The sequence below is a fragment of the Pseudomonas sp. LBUM1679 genome, from assembly GCF_059695565.1.
In genome coordinates this window covers 3,545,106-3,569,433 of sequence record NZ_CP166774.1, presented here as the reverse complement: position 1 = coordinate 3,569,433, position 24,328 = coordinate 3,545,106, and the positions used below count along the sequence as shown (strand labels likewise).

The following is a 24,328-nucleotide window of genomic DNA, read 5'->3' as shown; positions in this document are numbered from 1 at the left end:
TCCGTTTCCCTGGGCGAGCGCTCCGGGAACGTATCTTCAATGGGTGCTTGACGGGCCAGGACAGGCCCGCGGTTTCAACTAAAGCGAGAAGCCGCCGTCGACGGCAATTGCCTGGCCGGTGACATGGGGGGCACAGGCCAGGTAAACCGCCAGTTGGCCCATGTCTTCCACGGTTTGCGCTTCCCCTTGGGGCAACAGGCTGGACTGATGCCGCTCCCAGGATTGCACTTCGGTTTCGCCCGGTTGCGCCCAGCGTGCGGAAAGTCCCTCATCACCGCGCCACATGCCGGTGCCCACAACACCTGGGCAAAGGGCGTTAACCGTGATGCCTTCGCGGGCAACTTCCTTGGCAAAGGCGTTGGTAAAACCGATCACGGCGAACTTGGAGGCGCTGTAGTGGGAGAGGTCCGGGAAACCGACTTTGCCGGCAATCGAAGCCAGGTTGATGATGCGGCCGAACTTGTGCTCGCGCATCAGCTTGAGTTCGGCCTGGCAGCACAAGAAGACGCCACGCGCATTGATATTCATGATGCGGTCCCACTCGCTGACCGCTAACTCATCGACCCGGCCGAGGCTGACTACGCCCGCGTTGTTGACCGCCACATCCAGGCGGCCAAATTCCGCCCTGACCTGCTCAATCAAGCTGGCGACACTCTCGGGTTCGCTGACGTCAACTTGCAGGGCCACAGCCCGACGACCCAAGGCCTGTACCAGAGCGGCAGCCTCTTGCGCGATCCCCAAGTCGTAATCGGCCAGCACCAGGTCTGCGCCCGCCTGGGCCAGGCTCAGCGCAATACCCTGGCCAATGCCACGGCCAGCGCCTGTCACCAGGGCAACCTTGCCGTTCAGGGAGAAATTCACAGCGTTGAATTCGCTCATGTACTGCCTCTGTCGTTATTGTTGTTGAGATGCGACCGTTCGACGCGGCCTGCTGAGACTGACAGAGCAAGTCGGATGCCAACACCATACTACCCGGCCAAAACGCCCGGAATAGAGCCCTACGAGCGTCATTTATCCCAATCACCCCCCGGCCGTCGCAAGACATAACCGCTCATGTCTCCAGTGAGACGCTGCGAATACTGAGCGGTTATGTCTCACCGGCACCGGCTGACGGATTCAGCTTGAAGGGATTGGCCAAGCCGCCTTTAATGGCCATCAACAGAAAAATAAGATCCAACCTTCGGAGGTACCATGTCCTCTGGTTTTTCGAAGACTCATGTGGAACACGTGAGTCGCGTATTGCGCACTGCCCAGAATGCCCCGACACTGCCAGTTCCCAATGCCATCCTCGATTCCTGGCGTCGCTCGGTACAGCATTACAAGCTCGACCCGGGATCCTTACAGGGGCCTAGGGTTCTGGAGGCTCACCAGATCAATGAGCACCGCCAGCGTGTCGACGATTTCCTGCATCTGGCAGGTGACGAAATGTCACGGCTGCACAGCCGCGTACGCGACGCCGACTACTGTGTGATGCTCACCGATACGCTGGGATGTACCGTCGACTACCGGATCGACTCGGCCCTTCGCGGCGAGTACCGCCGCTCCGGCATGGACGTCGGCACATGCTGGTCGGAGAAGGAAGAAGGCACGACAGCTGTCAGCGCGGTGTTAATCGACAAGCTGCCAGTCACTGTGCACAAACTCGATCATTTCCGTGCAGCGTTTATCGGTAATACCTGCTCTGCGGCGCCGATATTTTCACCCAGCGGCGAGATCCTGGCGGTATTGGACGTTTCTTCAGTGCGTGCTCCAGATGACCGGCGCAGCCAGCATTTGATTCGGCAAATGGTCATTCAAAGCGCTACGGAACTTGAAAATGCCTACTTCATGTACATCACGCAAGATCTGTGGGTATTACGGGCACACCCCCTGCCCGGTTATGTCGACAGCCAACCACAATGCCTGTTCGCCTGGGACCGGGATGGCTGCATAGAGGCGCTTAACCCCGCCGCTCGGCGCCTGCTGTTAAAGAGTTGTGGCCGAATCCCCGCGCATATTGACGAAGCCTTCACCCCAGCAAAGCTGCCCGCCGCTGGGGATGACAGCATCCACTTTCTGCCGTCGATGGGGTTGCACGTGCGCCTCAAGGCACCGCGCCGCCCCATCAGCTCCCCACTAGCCAGCAACGCGGCATCAGCGTTGGACCCCAAGGTTGCGCAGGCGATGGAGCTGGCGATACGGGTCAAGGATCGTGGTTTGCCCGTGTTGATCCATGGTGAGACCGGTGCGGGCAAGGAGTTTTTTGCCCTGCAACTGCATGCCGCCAGCAAACGTCGAGACAAGCCCTTTGTCGCAGTGAACTGTGCGGCGATTCCCGAGAGCCTGATAGAGAGTGAATTGTTCGGTTATGCTGCTGGCGCCTTTACCGGCGCTTCGACCAAAGGCATGCGGGGTCTGTTGCAGCAGGCTGACGGCGGCACGTTGTTTCTCGATGAAATCGGCGACATGCCCCTGGCCCTGCAAACCCGCCTATTGCGAGTACTCAGCGAAGGTGAAGTGGCACCCCTGGGCGGTGCGCGCACCCAGGCCATCGATATTCAGGTGATTTGTGCCAGCCACCGCGATATTGCCACGCTGGTTGAAGGCGGCAGCTTTCGTGAAGACCTGTTTTTCCGCCTGAGCGGCGCACGCTTCGATATACCGCCGCTACGCGAACGCAAAGACAAACTGGCGTTGATCAACGCACTGCTGGACGACGAGTGCCAGCGCTCGGGCGAGCGTGTGGAACTGAGCGAGGCTGCGCTGGAAATGCTCTTGAATTACAGCTGGCCGGGCAACATGCGACAACTGCATCACGTGCTGCGATACGCGTGCGCCGTGTGTAAAAGCCAGGTGATCGGAGCGGATGATCTGCCAGTGACGCTCGGCGCGAGTGCGCCGGTAAACGGCCAGGAGACCGTCAGTGGCAGCCCGGAACGCCAGGCGTTGATCGACACGCTTGTGCGCAACCGGTGGAAACCCCTGTTGGCCGCGCGCGAACTGGGGATCTCCCGTGCAACGCTGTACCGCAAAGTGAACTTGCATGGCATCAAAATGCCCGGCAAGGGCTCGTACGATTGAGCCGGCGGCAGGCGAGCTTTTCGCTCGCCTGCCGCCGGGTTCTTACAGAGCCTGCTGCAGCGCCGGGACGGCTTCGAACAAGTCCGCTACCAGGCCGTAATCGGCCACCTGGAAGATCGGGGCTTCTTCGTCCTTGTTAATCGCAACGATCACTTTGGAATCTTTCATACCGGCTAAGTGCTGGATCGCACCGGAAATACCGACGGCGATATACAGCTGTGGAGCAACGATCTTGCCGGTCTGACCGACCTGCATGTCGTTGGGTACGAAACCTGCGTCGACCGCGGCGCGGGAAGCACCGACGGCAGCGCCCAGCTTGTCGGCCAGGGCGTACAGGTGTTTGAAGTTGTCACCGTTCTGCATGCCGCGACCGCCGGAAACGACGATTTTGGCAGCGGTGAGTTCCGGACGATCGGACTTGGCCAGTTCTTCACCAACGAAGCTGGAGATGCCAGCGTCGTGAGCAGCAGCAACCGCTTCAACCGAAGCCGAACCGCCTTCAGCGGCTACCGGGTCGAAACCGGTGGCACGTACGGTGATTACCTTCACTGCAGCGTTCGATTGAACGGTCGCGATGGCGTTACCGGCGTAGATCGGACGCTTGAAGGTGTCAATGCTTTCGACCGAGATGATCTCGGAGATCTGGTCAACGTCCAGCGCAGCGGCAACGCGCGGCAGGATGTTTTTGCCGTTGGAAGTGGCGGCAGCCAGGATGTGGCTGTAGCCAGCGCCCAGTTCGGCGACCAGGGGAGCGACGTTTTCCGGCAGTTGGTGAGCGTAGGCGGCGTTGTCGGCCACCAGCACTTTAGCCACGCCAGCGATTTTCGCAGCGGCTTCAGCCACGGCGCCAACGTTTTGGCCGGCAACCAGAACGTGGATGTCACCACCGATTTTGGCGGCAGCAGCAACCGTGTTCAGCGTGGCCGGGGCCACTACTTTGTTGTCGTGTTCAGCTATAACCAAGATAGTCATTTCTGGCTCCTTAACTCAAAGCACCTTCGCTTCGTTTTTCAGTTTCTCGACCAGTTCAGCCACCGACTTGACCTTGATCCCTGCGCTGCGTGCAGCTGGCGCTTCGACTTTCACGGTCTTGTTGGTGGAGGCGGTGGAAACGCCCAAAGCATCCGGAGTCAGCACTTCGAGAGGCTTCTTCTTGGCTTTCATGATGTTTGGCAGAGACGCATAACGCGGCTCGTTCAAACGCAGGTCGGTGGTGACGATGGCCGGCAGTTTCAGGGAAACCGTCTGCGCGCCGCCGTCGATTTCGCGAGTCACGGCAACGGTGTCGCCGGACACTTCGACTTTCGAAGCGAAGGTGCCCTGACCGTAACCGCTCAATGCAGCGAGCATCTGGCCAGTCTGGTTGTTGTCGCTGTCGATGGCTTGTTTGCCAAGTATCACCAGCTGCGGCTGTTCCTTGTCGACAACGGCCTTGAGCAGCTTGGCAACGGCCAGGGAAGTCAGATCTTCAGCGGATTCGACGAGGATGGCGCGGTCGGCACCCAGAGCCAACGCAGTGCGCAGTTGCTCTTGAGCGGTGGACGGGCCGATGGAGACCACGACGATTTCAGTCGCCACGCGCCCTTCTTTTATAGAGAGTTCTTTCAGGCGTACGGCTTCTTCCACAGCGATTTCGCAGAATGGGTTCATCGACATCTTGACGTTAGCAAGGTCGACCCCGGAATTGTCCGCCTTGACGCGAACTTTCACGTTGTAGTCGACCACCCGCTTGATGGCTACCAGGACTTTCATGGATAACTCCATAGCAAAATATTGAACCCGACACGCCACCGGCATACCGGGAAAAAACCTCAGCGTTCGCCCAATTGCTCGATCACGCCGCTGGCCTTCAACTGCGCCAGACGCTCGTCATCCAGCCCCAGTCGACGCTTAAGCACTTCATCCGTGTGCTCACCAAGCATCGGTGCCGGACGCAAGTATTCCACCGGCGTGCCGGACATCTTGATCGGGCTGGCGACCGTCACGAAGTCCGCCTTCAGCGGGTGTGGAATCGTCACCAGCATATTGCGCGCCTTGACCTGAGGTTCATCCAGGGCCTGGGCGATGCTGTTGATCGCACCGATTGGAACGCCACGCGGATGGACAAGGTCAATCCACTCCTGTGCACGCCCCTCAAGGAAGTGGCGTGACAAGATCTCGATGATCGCTTCGCGATTGGCCACACGGTCGGCGTTACGTGTAAAGCGAGGGTCTGCAGGCAGGTGCGCCAGCCCGATGGCGTCACATAGCGCGACGAATTGCGAGTCGTTGCCGCAGGCGATGATGAAGTCCTGGTCGCTGGCACGGAACACCTGATAAGGCACGATATTGGCGTGGGCATTGCCGTAACGCCCCGGTGGTTTGCCCGAGGCCAGGTAGTTCTGGCTCTGGTTGCACAAGGTTGCAACCTGCACGTCCAGCAGCGCCATATCGATGTGCTGGCCTGCACCGGTTTTTTCCCGGCTGAGCAACGCCGCCTGGATGGCAACTGTAGAATAAAGGCCGGTCATCAGATCGGAAAAGGCCACGCCGACCTTCTGCGGGCCGCCACCGGGCAAGTCATCGCGCTCGCCGGTAATGCTCATCAGCCCGCCGATGCCCTGCACGATGAAGTCATAACCTGGTTCGGCCGCGCGCGGGCCAGTCTGCCCGAAGCCTGTGACGGAGCAATACACCAGTCGCGGATTGAGCTGCGACAACGCGGCGTAATCCAACCCGTACTTGGCCAGGGAGCCGGCTTTGTAGTTTTCGATCAGCACATCGCAATCGGTCGCCAACGCACGCACCAATTCCTGCCCTTCAGGGCTGGCCAGATTCAACGCTACCGATAACTTGCCGCGATTAGTGGATTGGTAATACGACGCTTCAGAGGTCAACTCATCGCTCTGGCCTGTCATCCATGGCGGCCCCCAACCACGGGTATCGTCGCCTACGCCCGGCCGTTCGACCTTGATCACTTCGGCCCCCAGGTCGGCCAGCGTTTGCCCACACCAAGGGCCTGCAAGCACTCGGCTCAAGTCGAGTACGCGGTATCCAGTCAAAGCACCCATGTCATTTCACCTCTGCTTGAGCGATTACACACGCTCGATCACCATCGCCAGCCCTTGGCCAACACCGATACACAGACTGACCACGGCATAACGCTTGCCGTTGCGCTGCAACGCTCGCGCAGTGCTGAGCGCCAGGCGCGCACCGGAGGCGCCCAATGGATGGCCCACCGCGATCGCGCCGCCATTGGGGTTGACACGAGGATCGTCGAACGCCACGCCGAGCCCTTTGAGGCAACCCAGAACCTGGCTGGCAAATGCTTCGTTGATTTCAATAATGTCCATGTCCGCCACGGTCAGCCCTGCCCGTGCCAGTGCTTTATTGATCGCCTCGACCGGGCCGACACCCATGATGCGAGGCGCGACACCTGCAGCCGCGCTCGACAGGATACGCACCATGGGCACCAAGCCATGGCGTTCGCCTGCGGCAAGCGTGCCGATCAGCAGTGCGGCAGCGCCGTCGTTGACACCGGATGCATTGCCGGCGGTGACCACCCCACCCTCGTGCAGAGGTCGCAGACGACTCAACGCCGCGAGGTCAGATTGCGGGCGCGGGTGTTCGTCGTGCTCCACAAGGTTGGGCGGGGTTTTACGGCCAGTGGGCACGCTGACACCCAGAATTTCATCGTCAAAGAAACCGCTTTCGCGCGCGGCTTCGTACTTGGCCTGCGAACGGGCTGCGAAAACGTCAGCCTGTTCACGGTCAATGCCGTATTCCTGCGCCACGTTGTCGCCGGTCTGCGGCATGGTGTCATTACCAAACTGCGCAACAATTTTCGGATTCGGAAAACGCGCGCCGATGGTGCTGTCGTACACCGTAAAATCTCGGCTGTAGGCAGCCTCGGCCTTGGCCATGACGAAGGGTGCACGCGACATGCTCTCTACACCGCCCGCTACAAACAGCTCACCTTCGTGACAAGTGACTGCGCGGGCTGCATCAATCACGGCAGCCAGTCCGCTGGCGCACAATCGGTTGACCGTCTGCCCGGGTACAGTGACCGGCAACCCGGCAAGCATTGCCGCGTGACGCGCGATATTGCGGCTGTCCTCGCCGGCCTGATTGGTATTGCCGAGGATGACGTCCTCGATAGCGTCGCCAGGGATGGCATTACGTGCAAGCAGTTCCCGAATCACATGGGCTGCAAGATCGTCAGGCCGTACCGGCGCGAGTGCGCCCGCATGGCGACCGAAAGGCGTACGCAACCCCGCAAAAATATAAGCATCGAGCATGGCAGTTTCCTAAGCGTTGAAAGGTCAGGTCAGTGTCGGTTCCGGGTGGCGCAGCGATAGGCCGAGGGCCGCGCGACGGCGCAGCCAGGGGCCGGGGCGATAACGTGGGTCACCGGTCAGTTCGGTCATGCGTTCGAGGATGGTCAGCACGCGCTGAGCGCCGACACTGTCGCCCCAGGCCAGCGGGCCCTGCGGGTAACCCAGCCCACGGCGTACGCCTTCATCCAGGTCTTCAGCGCTGGCAATGCGCTGCTGGACGATATCGCCCGCCAGGTTGACGATCAGCGCCAGCACGCGTTGAGCGACGAAGCCGACACTGTCATTGATCACGCTGACGCCCACACCGTCATGAGCCAGCAGCGCATGAGCGGCTTGGCGCATATCGGTGCGAGTTGCCGGTGTGAGCATAAGCGTGCGGTAGCGGGTGCAATCCAGCAGCGGGTCAATACATACCGTGCGCGTCGGGTCTACGCCAAAACGTTGCGCCGCGCGTGTTGCGTCCACACCATAGGGCGCCAACAGGCAAAGAGCAGCTTCGGAAGGAGTGCCGCCCTGTTCTACCTGGGCGCCCAGTTGTTCCAGCAATGCGCTGAGGCTGGCACGGTCGGCATCGTTTTCGGTACCCAACCACACCGGTGGCATAGCATCCACGACGGGCGCGGACTGGGGTTGCGGCGCGTCGACCATTTGGCCGTTGGCATAGCGATAAAAACCGCGTCCAACCTTACGCCCTACATAGCCGGCCTCAAGCATTTGGCGGGTCAGCGCGGCGGGCCGATAACGGGGTTCCTGGTAAAACTGGTTATAAATAGATTCGATCACTGGGTGGGAAACATCCAGTGCCGTCAGGTCGAACAGCTCCAGCGGCCCCATGCGAAAACCCAGGCCTTCGCGCAGAATGCGATCGATCTCGGCCGGCTCAGCGACGCCTTCCTTGAGTATCTGCAAGGCTTCGGTGCTGTAAGCGCGCCCCGCGTGATTAATGATGAAGCCGGGAGTGTCCTTGGCCCGAATCCCGCAGTGCCCCATCCGCGCAGCCAATGCCTGCAGACTGTCACCGACGCGAGGATCACTGGCCAGGCCATCAATGACCTCCACCACTTTCATCAGTGGCACCGGGTTGAAAAAGTGAAACCCCGTCACACGTTCAGGCTTTCGGCACTCGCGAGCGATGCTGGTGACTGACAGCGAGGAAGTATTGGTGGCAAGAATGCAATCGTCGCGAACGACGGCCTCAAGCTGGGCGAGCAAGGCTTGCTTGGCATCGAGGCGTTCAATGATGGCTTCCACCACTACGTCAACGTCGCTGAGATCAGTCAATGCGCTGGCAACACGCAGACGCTCAAGGGTTGCGTGGGCATCACTGGCCGCAATTTTGCCTTTGACCACCAACTTGTCCAGGGTCTGTTGCAGGTTTTCGCGAGCGGTCTGCGCGGCGCCTTCACGGTTGTCGAACAGCATGACCTCAACGCCGGCCTGAGCCGCAATCTGGGCAATACCCGTTCCCATGACGCCCGCGCCCACGACAGCCATACGTTTTATTTCACGTGTCATGGGTCATTCTCCAGAGAAGATAGCTTGGCGTTTTTCAAGGAACGCATTGGCGCCTTCCTTTTGATCCCTGGAATCAAACAGCAACTGGAACGCCTTGCGTTCTAATGCCAATGCGCTGTCCAGAGGCAGGTCGGCACCGAGCAGCATGACTTCTTTGATCTGCGCGACTGCCAGAGGCGGCAATGCGGCTATTTGCGCTGCCAGCTCGAGTGCCCGGGGCAGTGTGCGGTCATCACTGACCACTTCGCTGACCATGCCCATGGCGAGTGCCTCTGGCGCGGGCACCAGGCATCCTGTCAGTGCAATTCGCATCGCCTGGAATTTACCGACAGCGCGGATCAACCGTTGAGTGCCACCGGCTCCCGGCATCAGGCCTAGCTTCACCTCGGGTTGGCCGAAGCGTGCCGATTGGCCCGCCACAATAATGTCGCAGTGCATCGCCAGTTCGCAGCCGCCGCCCAGGGCGAACCCATTCACTGCGGCGATGATCGGTTTGGGGCAGCGAGCAATGGCGTCCCACAGGAGTTCCGTGTGGCGAAGATACATCTCGACAGGGCTGGCCTGAGCAAACTCGCGGATGTCGGCTCCTGCGACGAAGCACTGCTCGCCGCCGGTGAGGACGATTGACCGCACGCTGCCATTGCCGGCCAAGGCGCGAAAGATATCGGCCAGTTGTTCGCGAACGGCGCTGTTAAGTGCGTTCTTGACTTCGGGCCTTTCAATGCGCACGACAGCGACCGCATCGTCTTGGATGTGCAGATGCACGACGGGCTCTGGATGGGAGTTCATATCAACCTCTTATTATAGTTTCGCCAGGCGAAACTGAATTCCGTAATTACAATCAATCATAGGGATTTTTTCAAAGGTCTGTAAACAGAAAAAGCATAGACCTGCTTTATCCCCAGTAAACACTAGCCATTTATCGCTCTACACAAGGCGCTTGGTTTTTAAAACGCCAGCGCATACAATTTCGCCAGACGAAACCGCGTTTTATTTTCTTGCATTTTTTTAAATTGGAGTTCTACCATGGCTCGCATCAAGGCAGATCAACAGGCCGCCGACACGACAACGGGAGCGGAGGAAATCGGGTTACTGAAGATGGGCATGCTCGACCCCGCCAGCGCATTGAGCGACGACGAAAACAGCGGCCAGTTCGTAACGGCGCTGGCACGCGGGCTGGAATTGATGCGCTGCTTTACTCCGCGCGACAACGTGTTGGGTAATCAAGACCTGGCACGCATGACGGGCCTGCCCAAGCCGACTGTGACGCGTCTGACCAATACATTGATGCGCCTGGGTTGCCTCAAACGTGAAGTGCATTCCGGTAAGTACCAGCTGGATGTCGGTGTACTGGGTTTCGGCTACGCCATGCTGTCGAACCTGGCGATTCGCACGGTGGCCCATCCGTTGATGGAAGAGCTGGCCAACCATGCGCAGGCGGCCGTCGCCATGGCATCCCGCGATCGCCTGCAGATGGTGTACCTGGATGTGGTTCAGGGTCAGGGCAACATGACCATGCGTCGCCAGACCGGCAGTTACTTGCCACTGGCACAGAGCTCGGTAGGCCGCGCTTGCCTGGCGGCAATGCCCGAAACCGAGCGGGAGTTTCTGCTCGACCACATCCGCCAGCGCGAATCGGAGCACTGGCCAACCATTCGCAAGGGGCTGGACCGAGCATTCAGGGATTACGCCGACTATGGCTTTTGCTTGTCGATCGGCGAGTGGCATCGCGACGTGAATTCGGTGGCGGTACCGCTGCTGCATCCGCAATACGGGTTGCTGACCTTCAACTGCGGCGGGCCGAGTTTTCAGTTGCCGCGTGAACGACTGATGGACGATATCGGGCCTCGCCTGATCAACATGGTTAACAACATTGGTGCCGCTGCTCGCTGACGCAACGGAGTAACGGCGCCCTAATAAAAGCACCGCTCGCCTGCGAGCGTTAGGAGCGCACATGATCCGTGATACCGAAACCCTGCAAATCCTGCTGGACTCCCTTCGCCAATTTGTCGGCGAAGTGCTGATTCCTCGCGAAAATGAGGTGGCTGACACCGACGCGATTCCCCAGGACATCGTCGAGCAAATGCAGGCCATGGGGCTGTTTGGCCTGACGCTGCCGGAAGAGTTTGGCGGGCTGGGCGTGACGATGGAGGAAGAGGTGAATATCGCCTTTGAGCTGGGGCGTACATCCCCGGCATTTCGCTCCTATATCGGCACCAACAACGGGATTGGCTCCATCGGCATCCTCCTGGATGGCACTGAAGAGCAGAAACAGCAGTACCTGCCCAAGCTTGCCAGTGGCGAGCTGCTCAGCTCCTTCTGCCTGACTGAACCCGATGCCGGCTCTGATGCCGCATCGCTCAAGACCAGTGCCGTGCGGGATGGCGACAGTTACATCCTTAATGGCACCAAGCGTTTCATCACCAACGCGCCCCATGCTGGCATCTATACCGTAATGGCTCGTACGAGCACCGAAATAAAGGGCGCTGGCGGTATCAGCGCGTTTATCGTCGAGCGCGGTACACCCGGTGTGTCCTTGGGCAAGCCCGACCACAAGATGGGCCACAAAGGCGCACACACCTGTGACGTCATCTTTGAAAACGCTCGCGTGCCAGCCAGCCAATTGATCGGCGGCGTCGAAGGCGTGGGCTTCAAGACCGCCATGAAAGTCCTCGACAAAGGCCGCCTGCACATTGCGGCCTTGAGCGTGGGTGCAGCCGAGAGAATGCTCGATGATGCCCTGCGCTATGCGCTGGAACGCAAACAATTCGGCAAACCCATCGCCGAATTCCAACTGATCCAGGCGATGCTGGCCGACAGCAAAGCGGAAATCTACGCCAGCCGCTGCATGGTCCTGGATGCTGCCCGCAAGCGCGATGATGGCCATAACGTGAGCACCGAAGCCTCCTGCGCCAAGATGTTCGCTACGGAAATGTGCGGGCGCGTTGCCGATCGCTGCGTGCAGATCCATGGCGGCGCCGGCTACGTCAGCGAATACGCCATTGAGCGCTTCTACCGGGATGTGCGCCTGTTCCGCATCTATGAAGGCACCACCCAGATCCAACAGATTGTGATTGCGCGAAACATGATTCGCGACGCTCAAGGCTAAGGCAAACGCCCCTCCCCCCTACGCCAGCTCCACTCCAATAAATACAATAAAGGTGATTTTATGCACACCGCTGCTCAGGCAAGCGCGACTGCGCACGCCAAGACCAGTACTTGGGTATTGGTGTTTATTTTTTGTTTTCTCGGCTTATTAATCGACGGCGCCGATTTGATGCTGCTGTCGTATAGCCTCAATAGCCTGAAGGCTGAGTTTGGCCTCACCAACGTAGAGGCCGGCAGCCTGGGCAGTTTCACCTTAGCCGGGATGGCGATCGGCGGAATCTACGGTGGCTGGGCGTGCGACAGATTCGGCCGAGTGAAAACCGTGGTCTGGAGTATTTTGCTGTTCTCCATAGGCACTGCCGCCCTGGGCCTGACGCACAGCTATTGGCAGTTCGCGACCGTCCGCTTTCTGGCTTCATTGGGCATCGGCGCGCTTTACGTAGCGTGCAACACCTTGATGTCCGAGTACGTCCCAACCCGTTATCGCACCACGGTGCTTGGCACCCTCCAGGCCGGTTGGTCTGTGGGCTACATTGTCGCGACCCTGCTGGCTGGCTGGATCTTGCCGGTCCATGGCTGGCGTTGGCTTTTCTACATCGCGATTATCCCGGTGATCCTTGCTCTTGTGATGCAACGTTTCGTACCGGAACCACAGGCCTGGCTCAACGCCCAGGCCGAGCGAGCCAAAGAAAAACTCGCTGGAATCCGTCAGGGGTCAGTGGTAAAGCGTGACAGCATGTACAAGCAGGTTTTCAGCGATCCCCTGGCGCGTCGGATGTTTTTCTGCTGGGCGCTGACTGCCGGTTTCTTGCAGTTCGGCTACTACGGCGTGAACAACTGGTTGCCGACCTACCTGGAGAGTGAGCTGGGCATGAACCTCAAGTCCATGACCGGCTACATGGTAGGCACTTATACCGCCATGATCCTCGGCAAAATTCTCGCTGGCATGGCTGCAGACCGCGTTGGACGTAGAAGCGTATTCGCCTTTGGCGCACTGGGAACGGCGGTGTTTCTGCCGGTAATCGTGCTGTTCCAAAGCCAGGAAAACATACTCTGGATGCTGGTGGTGTTCGGCTTTTTGTACGGTATTCCCTACGGCGTGAACGCCACGTACATGACCGAAAGCTTCGAAGCCAAATTTCGTGGATCTGCCGTGGGCGGTGCCTACAATATCGGGCGTCTGGGGGCAGCCATTGCTCCGGCCGCTATCGGCTTTCTCGCCTCCCATGGTTCGATAGGTGTGGGTTTTCTGGTCATGGGCGCGGCCTACTTCATCTGTGGCGTGATTCCAGCGCTATTTATCAGGGATAAGCAGTTCGACCCGCAAAGGCAGTAGCGCCTAGGAGTATTTCGAGGCCTGGCGGTGCGGCGGTAGTACCCAAATACAAAAAAGCCGGCGCATTGCGCGCCGGCTTAAAACTCAGAATGGATAAGGCTGGTCAGAGGGTTCAACCGTTACCCACTTGACCTCGGTAAACTCCTCGATGACTGCGCTGCCATCAAAGCGTCCATAGCCGCTCTTCTTCATCCCACCGTAGGGAGCCTGCGGCTCGTTTTGCACGGTGGCGCCATTGATGTGTACGCAGCCGGCATCCAGTCGGCCGGCCAACTCCAATGCCCGTGTGACATCGCGACTGAATATTGAGGACGAAAGACCGTAGGCGGTGTCGTTGGCCACCTGCAGCGCCTGCTCGGCGCCTTTCACCCGGACGATCGTTGTCACCGGGCCAAAGGTCTCTTCATCGTAGATCGACATCTCACGGGTCACCCGATCGACCAGTGTCGGGCCCATCAAGGCAGTTTCCGCCAGGCCGCCAGCAACAATGTCAGCGCCCTTTCCAATGGCGTCGTCGAGTAGATGATTGATCCGTTGCACAGAGCCCTGGCTGATCATTGGGCCAATCACGCAGCTTGGGGTCGTAGATGGCACGCCGGTCTCCAGCGACCGCACGCGTTCTGCGAAACGGGAAACGAATTGGTCGGCTACCGCTTCATCGACCACGAAACGCTCGGTCGACATGCAGATTTGTCCCTGGTAAAGAAATGCGCCGAAAACGGCAGCGTTGACTGCCCCGTCGATATCCGCGTCATCCAGAACAATGAAAGGTGCTTTGCCACCCAGCTCCAGGAGGCAGCGTTTGAGATGACTGGCGCAGGTCTGGGCAATCATGCGGCCGACCTTGGTCGAGCCCGTAAAATTCACTCGACGCACCACGTCATGCGCGATCAACGCTTCAGTCACAGCAGACGCGTCCTCTGGCGCGCTGATCAGAAAGTTCAACACCCCCGCAGGCAGGCCGGCATCGTAAAACGCTTCGGCCAGCAACGCGTGCGTACGTGGGCTGCTTTCCGAACCCTTGAAAATCACCGTATTGCCACACGCCAGTGGATAGGCAATAGCGCGTGCGCCAAGAACGACCGGGCCATTCCAGGGCACGATGCTCAGCACCGCGCCCACCGGTTGGCGCAACGTCATCGACAGTGCGCCTGGCTTGTCGGTAGGAATGGTTTCGCCTTTGATTTGCGTAGTCAGGGCCGCGGCTTCACGCAGCAGGTTGGCCGATGCGCCCACGTTGAATTGTGCCCACAACTGCGAAGCGCCGATCTCTTCGGCCATGACCGAGCAGAACTGCGCCATTTTCGATTCAAGGGCATCAGCTGCCGCCAGCAGAATGCGCCGACGCTCGGTTGGGCCGGTTCTGGACCACGTCCGAAAAGCGCGCTGGGAAGATTCGGCAGCACGGATGGCGTCCTCGACGCTGCAAGCTGCACCTACGCTTACGGTCGCAGCGCTGAGCGGATCGACGCGTTGGAAAGTCTTGCCATTGGAGGCGTCGAGTTTTTGATTGTCTATCACGAGTTGAACGGTCATTGCGGGTTCCTTTGGAAATGGAAAAAGTCAGACCGAAGCAGGGACTGGCATGCGAAGAATCGGTTTGATGGTGACACCGCGCTCGCTGTCTGCCATCGCCTGGTTCACCTCCTCGAACGCGTAAAACTTGCACAGTTTGTCGAAGGGGAATCGGCCCTGCAGATACAGATCAACCAGCTTCGGAATAAAGGCGTTGGCAACGACATCGCCCTGGACGATGCCCATGATCCGTTTACCGGGAATCATCACGTCGTTGATATTGAAGGCCACCTCGGTGCCCATTTTAGTGGCGCCGACGATGCCACAGGTGCCCAGTGTGGTCAGTGCGTCGATCGCCTGACGAAGCACTTCGGAACGACCGGAGCATTCAAGGCTGTAATTGACACCGCCCTGGGTAATGGCCTGAATACGTTGAACCGGATCTTCTTCGCGGCTGTTGATGACATGGGTGGCCCCCAGTTCGCGCGCCAGTTCCAGGCGACTCGGGGTGACATCCACTGCAATGATGGTCGTAGCGCCGGCGACCTTCGCTGCCATGACCGCTGCCAGCCCGACCGCGCCCGCACCAAAGGCGGCAAAGCTCGATCCGGCTTCCACCTTGAGTGCATTGAGCACTGAACCTGCGCCCGTCTGGATGCCGCAACCCAGGGGGCCCAACAGTTCCAGTGGTGCCTGTTTCGAGACTTTGACCACGTTGCGCTCATTGGCGATCGTGTAAGTGGAAAAAGAGGATTGGCCGAAGAAATGGTCGTGGATGGGGTGGTCATTGCCACATGCGCAAGCGGAGGAACTGCCATCGAGTCGGCCGCCACCGAAGTTCAGCGGGTGCATATGCGTGCAGTGTGCCGGGTGACCCGTTTCACAAGGCAGGCAAAGGCCGCAGGACATGTAGGTCATCACCACGTGATCGCCCGGTTGTACCGTGGTGACCGCAGAACCGACCGCATCCACCACACCCGCACCCTCATGGCCAAGGATGATGGGCAGTGGTGTAGGAAACAGTTGATCCCGGACCACCATGTCAGTGTGGCAAACGCCTGTGGCGACCACACGGACGCGCACTTCTGTTGGCCGAGGCGCCTCAAGCAAGACGTCCTCGATTTCCAATGGGGATCCCGAGGCGCGTAGCACGGCGGCACGGACTTTCATCGATGGTGCATCGTTCTGGGACATTGTTGTCTCCTTGCAGTAGTTCGTCGAAGTCGAAAAAACGGCGGCGTATCAGGCAGGCTGCAAAGCTCGCGGGCGTTGGCTGCGATGGATGGCGGCTTCGTTCACGGCCGCACGCAGGCTGAAATTGAACGTCATCTCGGCAAAGCGCCCGGCCACGCCCTTGGCTGCGGCCCGTTCCTCGTCATCGACAAAATTGACTTCGCCGATCAGTCCGTCACGTGTTGCATAGGCGAAGTCGTCCCACAGGTACTCGTCATTCGACAAGTTGATCTGCGTGGTCAGGTGTTCATGCCCTGGGGCGGAAATGAAGAAGTGGATGTGCGCCGGTCGTTGCCCGTGACGGCCCAATTGGTCGAGGCATTCCTGAGTGGGACCGGCAGGGTCGCAACCGTACCCCGAAGGCACGATGCTGCGAGCCCGGTAGCACCCATTGGCGTCAGTGAGAATCCGGCGACGCAAGTTGAAGTCGGACTGGCTCTTGTCGAAGTAGGAGTAGTTGCCTTGCGTGTTGGCTTGCCACAAATCCACGGTGGCTCCCGCGATTGGCTGCCCCGTCAAATCGGTGACGCGCCCCTCCAGAAACATCACCGTTGCGACACCATCCTCGCTCCCGTCATCCATTCGGGTTTGATGCTCACTCATTGGAGCCCCTGCGACATACAAGGGGCCTTCGATGGTCCGTGGCGTGCCTCCGGTCCGGCCCGCTTCGGCGTCCTTCGCATCCGCCAGCAGATCAAGGAAGTGTTCGATGCCAAGTCCGGCGACCAGCAAACCTGCTTCGTTTCTGGCACCCAGTCGGTTGACGTAATCAACCGCGCCCCAGAATTCGTCGTCGCTGATCTCTAAATCTTCGATCACTCGGGCGGCTTCCTGCAGCAGGCGTAAAACGATCTGCTTGCGGCGTGGATCACCTTCGTTGTTGTCCAGTCCCGAGGCCTGGCGGAAGAATTGCTGCAAAGACGGCAGTTGAGAAATTTTTACGGTCATTTTGATTCACCGGATCTTATTGGTATTCATGAACGAAGAGAGCCGCTGGATGCTCCCTCCGCGCAGGTCGATTCAAGTCGTTAAGCGAGTGCTTGCCAACCCAACTGGGCGCGAGCCTCTTGAAGATCGGACTGCATATCGTGATTCCACAGCCAGTCGAAACGCTCGGCGAGGGTTTTACCCAGCAGTTGTTCGTCATCGGCGACGGCTGGATCGCGCATTTCATACAGCTCCCCGGCTTCCCAAGAGGTGCGCTGCACGCGACAGGCACGTGGACGACGGATGGCGTCGTAAGCCGCGAGCACCGCTTGCGGCTGACTGGACAAGACCTGCGGATCGGCCAGCAGTCGCGCCAACAGCCAGGCGTCTTCCAGACCCTGACCTGCGCCAGCGCCTTGGTGGGGCAACATGGCATGCGCTGCATCGCCGATCAGTCCCACGCGGTTGTGTACGTAGCCTGGCAGCTCATCGAGTTCATGCAGCGCCCAAAGCGTGGGCGCCGGAATGCATTCGAGCAGCACCCGTGCAGCGTCTCCCCAATGATTGAAGGCAGAGAGCATTTCTTCCTGGGTAGCATTGCGCACCCACGGAGAGTCGCTCGGCCAGGTTGGATCAGGGCGGCTGCGATCGGAAATGAAGGCCACAACGTTGATAAGCCGGCCTTGTTTGACGGGGAATGTGAGGATATGAGCATCAAGCCCCAAGTACATCTGCGGCACGTCGATCAAGTGCTCATCGACACCCCGGGCTCTGTACGCCGCGCGCAGCTGTTCGCTGTCGATCATCCCGCGGTAGGCGCAGGTACCACTGAAACGCGGCGCCACAAGGGGTTGGCCAAGACCGTTGAGCACATGATCACGAATTGAAGATTTGATCCCGTCCGCGGCGATCAACAAATCGCAGCGATGCTCAGTGCCATCGGTGAACACTACGCGAGCCTGTTCGGCATCCTGCTCCACGCTGACGGCGCGCTTACTGAATTGGGCGATCCCTTCCGGCAATTGGCTAGCCAGTGCATCGAGGAAGTCAGCACGGTGTACCGAAGACTGCCCTACCCCTTCCGCGAGGCTTGCGCCCAGATAACCGGCATCTTCACCACGACGCCATTCAAACCAGATGTCCTGCCAGGGGTTTTGGGTTTGGTCGGCAATCTTGCGGTAGGGTTCGGCAATACCCAGACCCGCGATGGCACGAACGGCATTAGCGCCGAAGGAGACACCTGCTCCGACCTCACCAAAGGCTGGAGCCGCTTCGAACAACTGCACGCTCAGATGGGAATGACGGCACAGGTCCAGGGCCAAAGCCACGCCGGCAATACCGCCGCCGACAATACCGATGTGCAATTTGGATTGAGAGGTTTGCATAGCTCGTTACCCATGAGGCTGATTGTTATTGGAGTGACCAAATCATCGTCATCTGAGCGCTATTGATAAATACCGCAACACCCATACATCCCATCACGAGTGTGAATATTACTCTTGGAGACGAGCATTCATTGGCGAAACGAGCCCTTCCTTGAACTTGCCTTTGTCTGCAATCGTTACTGCTGCACGGTGCTCCTGGACGAAGCGGCCTGACGGCCTGAGGAGGTCTGGATCAGAAAAACCAGAATAGCGATGGCCCCTATGAGTCCTGGTACTGCGAAGATGAGAAAGCTCGCTTGCAACGGCAGTGATGAGGCATGCAGTGCGCCGCCCAGCAGCGGCCCAATGATGGCGCCGGTGCGCCCGACGCCCATCGCCCAGCCAAGCCCCGTCGACCGTATGTGCGCGGGGTAGTACTGCACAGTGCAGGCGTTGGCCAGGATCTGCGTGCCGATGGTGCACGCTCCGGCGATGGCGATGAGAAAGTACAGTACCGGCAACGGCGCCTTGAGCGCCAAGAGGCTCAGGGCTAACGCGCCGCAACTGAAGAACGCGAACAAGACCTTGGCGATACCGATCCGGTCTCCCAGCCATCCACCGGCCACCGCACCGATTATCGCGCCGAGGTTTAGCGCCACCAGAAACGCCAGGCTGGAGTTCAATCCATAGCCTGCAGCACTCATGAGTTTTGGCAGCCATGAACTCAGCGCATACACCATCAGCAGACAGCAGAAAAACGCCAACCACAGCATGAAGGTGTTCAACTTGCGTCCGTCCTGGAACAACTGCGCAATCGACACACTCGTGCCTTTGGCGACCATCTGGTTCAACTGGTCATTCGCGGTGGGCGCATAAGAGGGCTCGGCTTGTGCCAGCAGGTGTTGGGCCTTGACGGTCTGCCCGGTGCGCAGCAGAAAATCCATCGACTCTGGCAATTGTCGTATCAGAAAGGGCAAGGCCAACAGCGGAATCAGCGCAACATAAAACACCGACGGCCATCCCCATTGCGGGATCAACACCATGCCCAGGCTGGCCGATAGCATGCAGCCTAACGAGTAGCCACTGAACATGATCGCGACCAACGTGCTTCGGGATTTTTTCGGCGCATACTCGTTCATCAACGCGACAACGTTGGGCATCACCCCGCCGATGCCAAGGCCGGCGATGAATCGGCATAACGCAAAAGCCTCGGGGCTGCGTGCCAGACCGTTGATCGCGGTCACTGCGCTGAAGATGGCGACACACATCATGATGGTTTTACGTCGACCTATACGGTCCGACAAAGAACCGAAAAACAACGCCCCCAGCATCATGCCCACCAGCGCACAACTGCCTAACGCACCGGCCTGTAAAGAACTAAGGCCCCATTCGGCCATCAACGAGGGCAGCACGACCCCATAGATGACCAGATCATAGCCGTCGAAAATGATGATGAGCGCGCACCAGAACAGCACGCGCGCATGGAAGGCGTTGAAACGTGCCCCGTCAATCAGGGCTGATACATCAATCGTACGCATGGCATCGCTCTTCTTGTCATTGTTATAGAGCCGGAAGATCTACGCCTCCGGGAATTGCGCGGTGCCCAATGAATGGTGTTACGCAGAGCATTCAGACGAGGGCATGGTTTCGATCATGGGCAAACGATCGACCGTGATAAATGCATCCAGGCGAATAGGCAGTATTTCGAGGCTGAATAGAGGTCATCGACGTATGCATCTGAAGCCGATGTGCGAACTCGTCGTGTCTTTTGCTTGAGGTGAGCGAGCAGGTGCGCGGTAGCGTTGGCAGTAGTCAGGGGCGCAAAGATGTGAACCCCCTTTGAGCACCATCATTGCCTTCTCGCCACCGCTGCTGGCGCAGCAAGAAGGCTTCCCACCGCCCTGCACGCCCTTGCTGAATGAAGTGGTTGTCCATTCCCAGACATTACCGATCATGTCCAGCAAACCGTATCCATTCGCGGGAAATGTGCCCACAGGCGAGGTTCGGTCATACCCATCCAGGGCAAGGTTGCGCCAGGGAAAATCCCCCTGCCAGATGTTGGCCATATGGCGACCCTCCGGAACAAGCTGATCCCCCCAGACGAACTCGCTACCTGTTCGGCCTCCCCAAGCGGCAAATTCCCATTCTTCTTCGGTGGGCAATTGGCAGCCCGCCCAGTGGGCATAGGCTTGCGCATCCTCCAGACCCACGTGAACCACCGGATGCTGTTCCAGACCTTGCAGGTTCGAGTCGGGCCCGAGTGGGTGACGCCAGTCGGCGCCAGGGACCAATGACCACCAGCGACTGACGTCGTCCAGTTTGACGGGGAAGTCGGGCGGCATGAACACCAGTGAGGCTGGCTTCAACATGTCCAGCGCCACACCGGGATAATCTTCAGGCGCCAGAGATCGTTCTGCCTGGGTCACATAACCCGTATCAGCGATAAACGCGGCGAACAGGGCATTGGTCACGGGAGTGGCCTGCATGGCAAACCCTGCGACCTCCTCCCAGCGGGCGGGGCTTTCTTCAGGGTAATGAGCTTGAGATCCCATCAGAAACCGACCTTGATGGATGCTGATCAGTGATGCCCCGTTGCGATCGACCCCTTTATTGTTCATCAGCCGTCTCGTAATGCTTGATCTCATTGCCGAATCGAATTTTTGTGGCCAGATCGGTATTCCATTCGATCCCGTTGCGCGCCTGGCAGTCTTGCCACTGGTTTAACAATGAGCGAGTGACCTGTGGTTCTTGAGCCGCCAGGTCGTGTAACTCGGTGGGATCTTTGCGGATGTCAAACAGCTCCCATTTGCCAGTGCCCCAGGGCGCATTACTGAAGGTCATTTTCCAGTTCCCCTGGCGCAACGCGACACGTCCAAACAACTCGGTGCATTGAACTTCGTCTGCAGGATGAACGGTGGCCTTGTCTTTTCTCAGAAAGGCCAGGGCTGAGCTTCCCTGCATTTTGGCAACACTGGCATCGCTAATGGAGGGGTGCTCGATATGCGCGAGCTCCAGAAACGTAGGCGCGATGTCTTTGACACTCATGTGCGTATCGGAAATTTCTCCGTGACGCATGCCCGGGCCCTTGATGAAAGCGGCTGTGCGAATGCCACCCTCATAGGTGAAGGCCTTGTACATCCTGAAAGGTGTCGAGCTCACACGCGCCCAGTTGGGGCCGTAACCACTGAATGAACCGGGTTTGCCAATGTTATCAAGTGAGTTATCGAAGTTTTCCGCAATCCACTTGGCATTGTCTGGCGTCACGTCTTCTGGGTTGCTGCCTTCCGCTCCGTTATCGGAGAAAAACACGAACACGGTGTTGTCGTACTGGCCGGTGTCCTTCAGATGTTTGACCAGACGCCCGACGTTGTCATCAAGGTTGGCGATCATGCCGGCGTAAATTTCCATCCGCCGCGCTTCCAGCTGCTGTTCTTTGGCCGACAGTTTGTCCCAATCAGGCCAGACGTCGGGTCCTGGATTGATCTGCACGTCTTCGGCAACCAGGCCCTTGGCCTTCATCCGCTGAAGTCTGGCCTGTGCGACAGAGGCATACCCTTTATCGTAAAACCCCCGATACCGCTCTTGATACGCCGCCGGGACTTGTAATGGCCAGTGGGGAGCGGTGTAGGCCAGGTAGACGAAAAAAGGTTTATCGCTCTTCTGTGAGTCAATTTGTTGAATGGCCGTGGTGGTGAAGTAATCGGACGAGTACCCAAAGTCCTTCGGCAGTTTTATCTCTTTGCCATTGAGCTTGTAGGTCGCCTTGGGATTTCTATCCGTGGTTCCGCCTTGGGTGAAATGGTCAGCCGACCCTTCTATGAGGGCGAAGGACTGATCAAATCCTCGCGCCACAGGGCTGGTTTCCGGGGTTTTGCCCAAATGCCATTTGCCGACCATCATCGTGCGATAGCCATTGGCCTGCAGCAACTTGGGAAAAGCGACCACTCGATCGGTCAGGTATCCTTCATAACCACGCTTGCCCTTCTGTTCCGGAAGAACGAGCTCGGCCATGGTGCCGACACCCGCGATGTGGTTATCGGTCCCGCTCATGAGCATCGAGCGTGTGGGGGAACAGGTCGGTGCCGTGTGGTAATTACTGAAGATAACGCCCTGGTTGGCGATGGCATCGATGTTCGGTGTTTGAATCTCGCTGCCAAAGGCACTCAAGTCCGAATAGCCCATGTCATCGGCAACAATCAATACGATGTTGGGCTTCGCGTTTATATCGATTGGCGCGGCGTAACTCGCCGGAACCGTAAGAAGACTCAAGCCACCTGCCAGTGCCAAGGAGCAGATTGAATTGGGTTTGAATACATCACGCATGACATGTCTCCGTTTATTATTTTATTTGACCGGCTCAGGACCCGATCGCCCGTCAAAATACAAACTGGGTGTACACCCCGAAATAGTCAGTATTGGTGCCACCTATATCCTCCAGCGCCCTACCCGCCTGCACGTGGGTATACATGGCATGCACAGTGGTGAACCTGTTCAGTCGCCAATCGAGGATAAAGTTTGTATTCGTGGCCACATGCCGCGCATCACCTTGGTTCGGCGCATAAGGCGCGCTGGTCGGCAAATAATAAATGCCGTCTTTGGTGCTCTCGCGCATCAGATAGTCAACGTTGACTTCCGCTTTTACGTTTTGGGAAAACTTCAGAGAAAGTACGACAGGCGCGATATTGACCATGTTGGTGGCGGTGAACCAATTCGCATCGGTGAATACCAGACCGGAGGCAAGCGCAGGGGCAACGAAATCGCCCAGCGTATTGTCCTTGGGATCGTCATCGCCACTGAATGCGTTTGCCCGGAATCCAAGTCGCGGCGAATACTTCACGTCACTGAAGGTGAAACCGGCCTGGGACATGACTCCCCAGGCGCGAATGCTGCGCCCGGCACTGCTGCCGCCTTGAAGCACAGTCTCAAGGTCATAATCCCATTGCGACTGTTGGCCGTAAAAACGCGCGCCGTAGCTATTGCGTCGTTCGCTGCCGGAGCTACTGGTGTAAGTCGCTCTGTCGCGCCCGAATGTGTAGGTGTACAGGTCGACCTGGCTGCCTGCGGGACTCCATACATTGGTGCCATACAACCCGGAAAAGTCCTGGGTCTTGTCGCGTTGATCATCGAACTTCAGCGGATCAATCTGGGTGGGGCTGACGGAGAACAGCTCCCAACGGGACTTTGACGGCGTGGTCCAGGTTACTTTGGCCCCATCGTAGGTGTATCGGACATTCGCGCCCTCACGCAGACCGGCCAATCGAATGCTCCCAAGCGGCATCACGAATCGTCCGGCGCGCAGTTGAACGGTCCCGTAGGCGGAATCACCGGACGTCAGCTCAACAAATATCTGCTGAACATCGGTCTTGTCGCGATTGAATCGGCTGACCCGCTCTGCCTCAAACTCACGGTTATCGCCCAGCTCAGCAAACACCCGCAAACCATTACTCAAGTTGAGATCACCGCTGATTCTCAAACGCTGCTGCAGCATGCTGTTGGGATTGCTGACTCCGCCCACGCCTAACAGCGCATGTTCATAGTCTTGATATTGGTAGCGCACCTCACCACCAATAGACAGGTAGTCCTTGGCGTTTTCCGACAGGGGTATGTAACGGATGGGCCCGAGAAAATCCGAGTTGCGTATTTCAGGATCTGCGAGATAAACCGGATTGTCCGCCCAGGGAATACTGGCCGCGGGCGGAAGGACTACTGTGTTATCAGCGTGTGCGACTGACGCTGATGCAGCCACCAAAAAGCAGGGAATTGAGCAGTGAACCAAAGTGCTAGTTTTTATGTGCATGCAAAGCCTTTATTATTTTTTTTATTGCAATTACGGGTGTCCGGGTCCTTTCATTCAGCCCATGTAAATATCAATCTGCACTCCTGCAGAACTGAACCGTTTTGCTGACTGTCGCGCGCTCCACGAGCGATGGTTAGAAGCGGCACTGGATTGATGA

General features: G+C 58.4%; 19 protein-coding genes. 4 read left to right on the top strand and 15 right to left on the bottom strand.

Annotation, left to right across the window (positions count from 1 at the left end; translation table 11 throughout):
- Positions 1 to 78: 78 nt before the first annotated feature.
- The gene (locus ACA062_RS16255; RefSeq protein WP_497457303.1) at positions 79 to 879 is read right to left on the bottom strand and encodes an SDR family NAD(P)-dependent oxidoreductase; all 801 of its coding nucleotides are present in this window, start codon (positions 877 to 879) and stop codon (positions 79 to 81) included.
- Between the two features lie 312 nt (positions 880 to 1,191).
- Between ACA062_RS16255 and ACA062_RS16250 the strand changes: the two genes are divergently transcribed.
- Positions 1,192 to 3,060 (top strand): sigma-54-dependent Fis family transcriptional regulator, encoded by a 1,869-nt coding sequence (locus tag ACA062_RS16250; protein ID WP_497457302.1) that lies wholly within the window; start codon positions 1,192 to 1,194, stop codon positions 3,058 to 3,060.
- A gap of 42 nt (positions 3,061 to 3,102) precedes the next feature.
- On the opposite strand, the gene ACA062_RS16245 is transcribed toward ACA062_RS16250, so the two are convergent.
- Genes ACA062_RS16245 through ACA062_RS16220 form a run of 6 tightly spaced genes read right to left on the bottom strand, consistent with a single transcriptional unit; the run spans position 3,103 to position 9,680 of the window.
- A complete protein-coding gene (locus tag ACA062_RS16245) occupies positions 3,103 to 4,032 on the bottom strand; it encodes an electron transfer flavoprotein subunit alpha/FixB family protein (RefSeq protein ID WP_497457301.1) in 930 nt (309 codons plus the stop codon).
- A 15-nt stretch (positions 4,033 to 4,047) separates the two neighbouring features.
- Positions 4,048 to 4,812 carry an electron transfer flavoprotein subunit beta/FixA family protein gene (locus ACA062_RS16240; protein WP_497457300.1) on the bottom strand — a complete coding sequence of 255 codons (765 nt, stop codon included), beginning with the start codon at positions 4,810 to 4,812 and terminating at the stop codon, positions 4,048 to 4,050.
- Between the two features lie 59 nt (positions 4,813 to 4,871).
- Positions 4,872 to 6,110, bottom strand: coding sequence for a CaiB/BaiF CoA transferase family protein (locus tag ACA062_RS16235; protein ID WP_497457299.1), 1,239 nt, complete (start codon positions 6,108 to 6,110; stop codon positions 4,872 to 4,874).
- A gap of 24 nt (positions 6,111 to 6,134) precedes the next feature.
- Entirely contained in the window at positions 6,135 to 7,337 is a 1,203-nt protein-coding gene (locus tag ACA062_RS16230; RefSeq protein ID WP_497457298.1) for a 3-oxoadipyl-CoA thiolase, read from the bottom strand.
- A gap of 24 nt (positions 7,338 to 7,361) precedes the next feature.
- Complete coding sequence (locus tag ACA062_RS16225; protein ID WP_497457297.1) at positions 7,362 to 8,891, bottom strand: 3-hydroxyacyl-CoA dehydrogenase; 1,530 nt, start codon at positions 8,889 to 8,891, stop codon at positions 7,362 to 7,364.
- A gap of 3 nt (positions 8,892 to 8,894) precedes the next feature.
- Complete coding sequence (locus ACA062_RS16220; protein ID WP_497457296.1) at positions 8,895 to 9,680, bottom strand: enoyl-CoA hydratase; 786 nt, start codon at positions 9,678 to 9,680, stop codon at positions 8,895 to 8,897.
- Positions 9,681 to 9,917: 237 nt separating this feature from the next.
- Between ACA062_RS16220 and ACA062_RS16215 the strand changes: the two genes are divergently transcribed.
- The 3 genes from ACA062_RS16215 (at position 9,918) to ACA062_RS16205 (ending at position 13,335) form a co-directional block, all read left to right on the top strand.
- Complete coding sequence (locus tag ACA062_RS16215; protein WP_497457295.1) at positions 9,918 to 10,784, top strand: IclR family transcriptional regulator; 867 nt, start codon at positions 9,918 to 9,920, stop codon at positions 10,782 to 10,784.
- A gap of 61 nt (positions 10,785 to 10,845) precedes the next feature.
- Positions 10,846 to 12,000 carry an acyl-CoA dehydrogenase family protein gene (locus ACA062_RS16210; RefSeq protein WP_497457294.1) on the top strand — a complete coding sequence of 385 codons (1,155 nt, stop codon included), beginning with the start codon at positions 10,846 to 10,848 and terminating at the stop codon, positions 11,998 to 12,000.
- Between the two features lie 60 nt (positions 12,001 to 12,060).
- Entirely contained in the window at positions 12,061 to 13,335 is a 1,275-nt protein-coding gene (locus tag ACA062_RS16205) for an MFS transporter (RefSeq protein ID WP_497457293.1), read from the top strand.
- An 84-nt stretch (positions 13,336 to 13,419) separates the two neighbouring features.
- Here ACA062_RS16205 and ACA062_RS16200 read toward each other — a convergent pair whose 3' ends face one another.
- The 8 genes from ACA062_RS16200 to ACA062_RS16165 all read right to left on the bottom strand — a co-directional run bounded on the left by ACA062_RS16200 (position 13,420) and on the right by ACA062_RS16165 (position 24,171).
- A complete protein-coding gene (locus ACA062_RS16200) occupies positions 13,420 to 14,871 on the bottom strand; it encodes an aldehyde dehydrogenase (RefSeq protein WP_497457292.1) in 1,452 nt (483 codons plus the stop codon).
- A 27-nt stretch (positions 14,872 to 14,898) separates the two neighbouring features.
- The gene (locus tag ACA062_RS16195) at positions 14,899 to 16,044 is read right to left on the bottom strand and encodes an NAD(P)-dependent alcohol dehydrogenase (protein WP_497457291.1); all 1,146 of its coding nucleotides are present in this window, start codon (positions 16,042 to 16,044) and stop codon (positions 14,899 to 14,901) included.
- A 48-nt stretch (positions 16,045 to 16,092) separates the two neighbouring features.
- The gene (gene catA / locus ACA062_RS16190; protein WP_497457290.1) at positions 16,093 to 17,031 is read right to left on the bottom strand and encodes a catechol 1,2-dioxygenase; all 939 of its coding nucleotides are present in this window, start codon (positions 17,029 to 17,031) and stop codon (positions 16,093 to 16,095) included.
- Between the two features lie 80 nt (positions 17,032 to 17,111).
- On the bottom strand, positions 17,112 to 18,395 hold the full coding sequence (salA, locus tag ACA062_RS16185) for a salicylate 1-monooxygenase (RefSeq protein WP_497457289.1): 1,284 nt from the start codon (positions 18,393 to 18,395) through the stop codon (positions 17,112 to 17,114).
- Between the two features lie 176 nt (positions 18,396 to 18,571).
- Positions 18,572 to 19,912: an MFS transporter gene (locus ACA062_RS16180; protein WP_497457288.1), complete on the bottom strand. Its 1,341-nt coding sequence runs from the start codon at positions 19,910 to 19,912 to the stop codon at positions 18,572 to 18,574.
- Positions 19,913 to 20,095: 183 nt separating this feature from the next.
- A complete protein-coding gene (locus ACA062_RS16175; protein ID WP_497457287.1) occupies positions 20,096 to 20,992 on the bottom strand; it encodes a formylglycine-generating enzyme family protein in 897 nt (298 codons plus the stop codon).
- Positions 20,982 to 22,697, bottom strand: coding sequence for an arylsulfatase (locus tag ACA062_RS16170; protein WP_497457286.1), 1,716 nt, complete (start codon positions 22,695 to 22,697; stop codon positions 20,982 to 20,984). The genes ACA062_RS16175 and ACA062_RS16170 overlap by 11 nt, the downstream gene beginning before the upstream one ends.
- A gap of 52 nt (positions 22,698 to 22,749) precedes the next feature.
- Positions 22,750 to 24,171: an alginate export family protein gene (locus ACA062_RS16165; protein WP_497457285.1), complete on the bottom strand. Its 1,422-nt coding sequence runs from the start codon at positions 24,169 to 24,171 to the stop codon at positions 22,750 to 22,752.
- Positions 24,172 to 24,328: the final 157 nt, after the last annotated feature.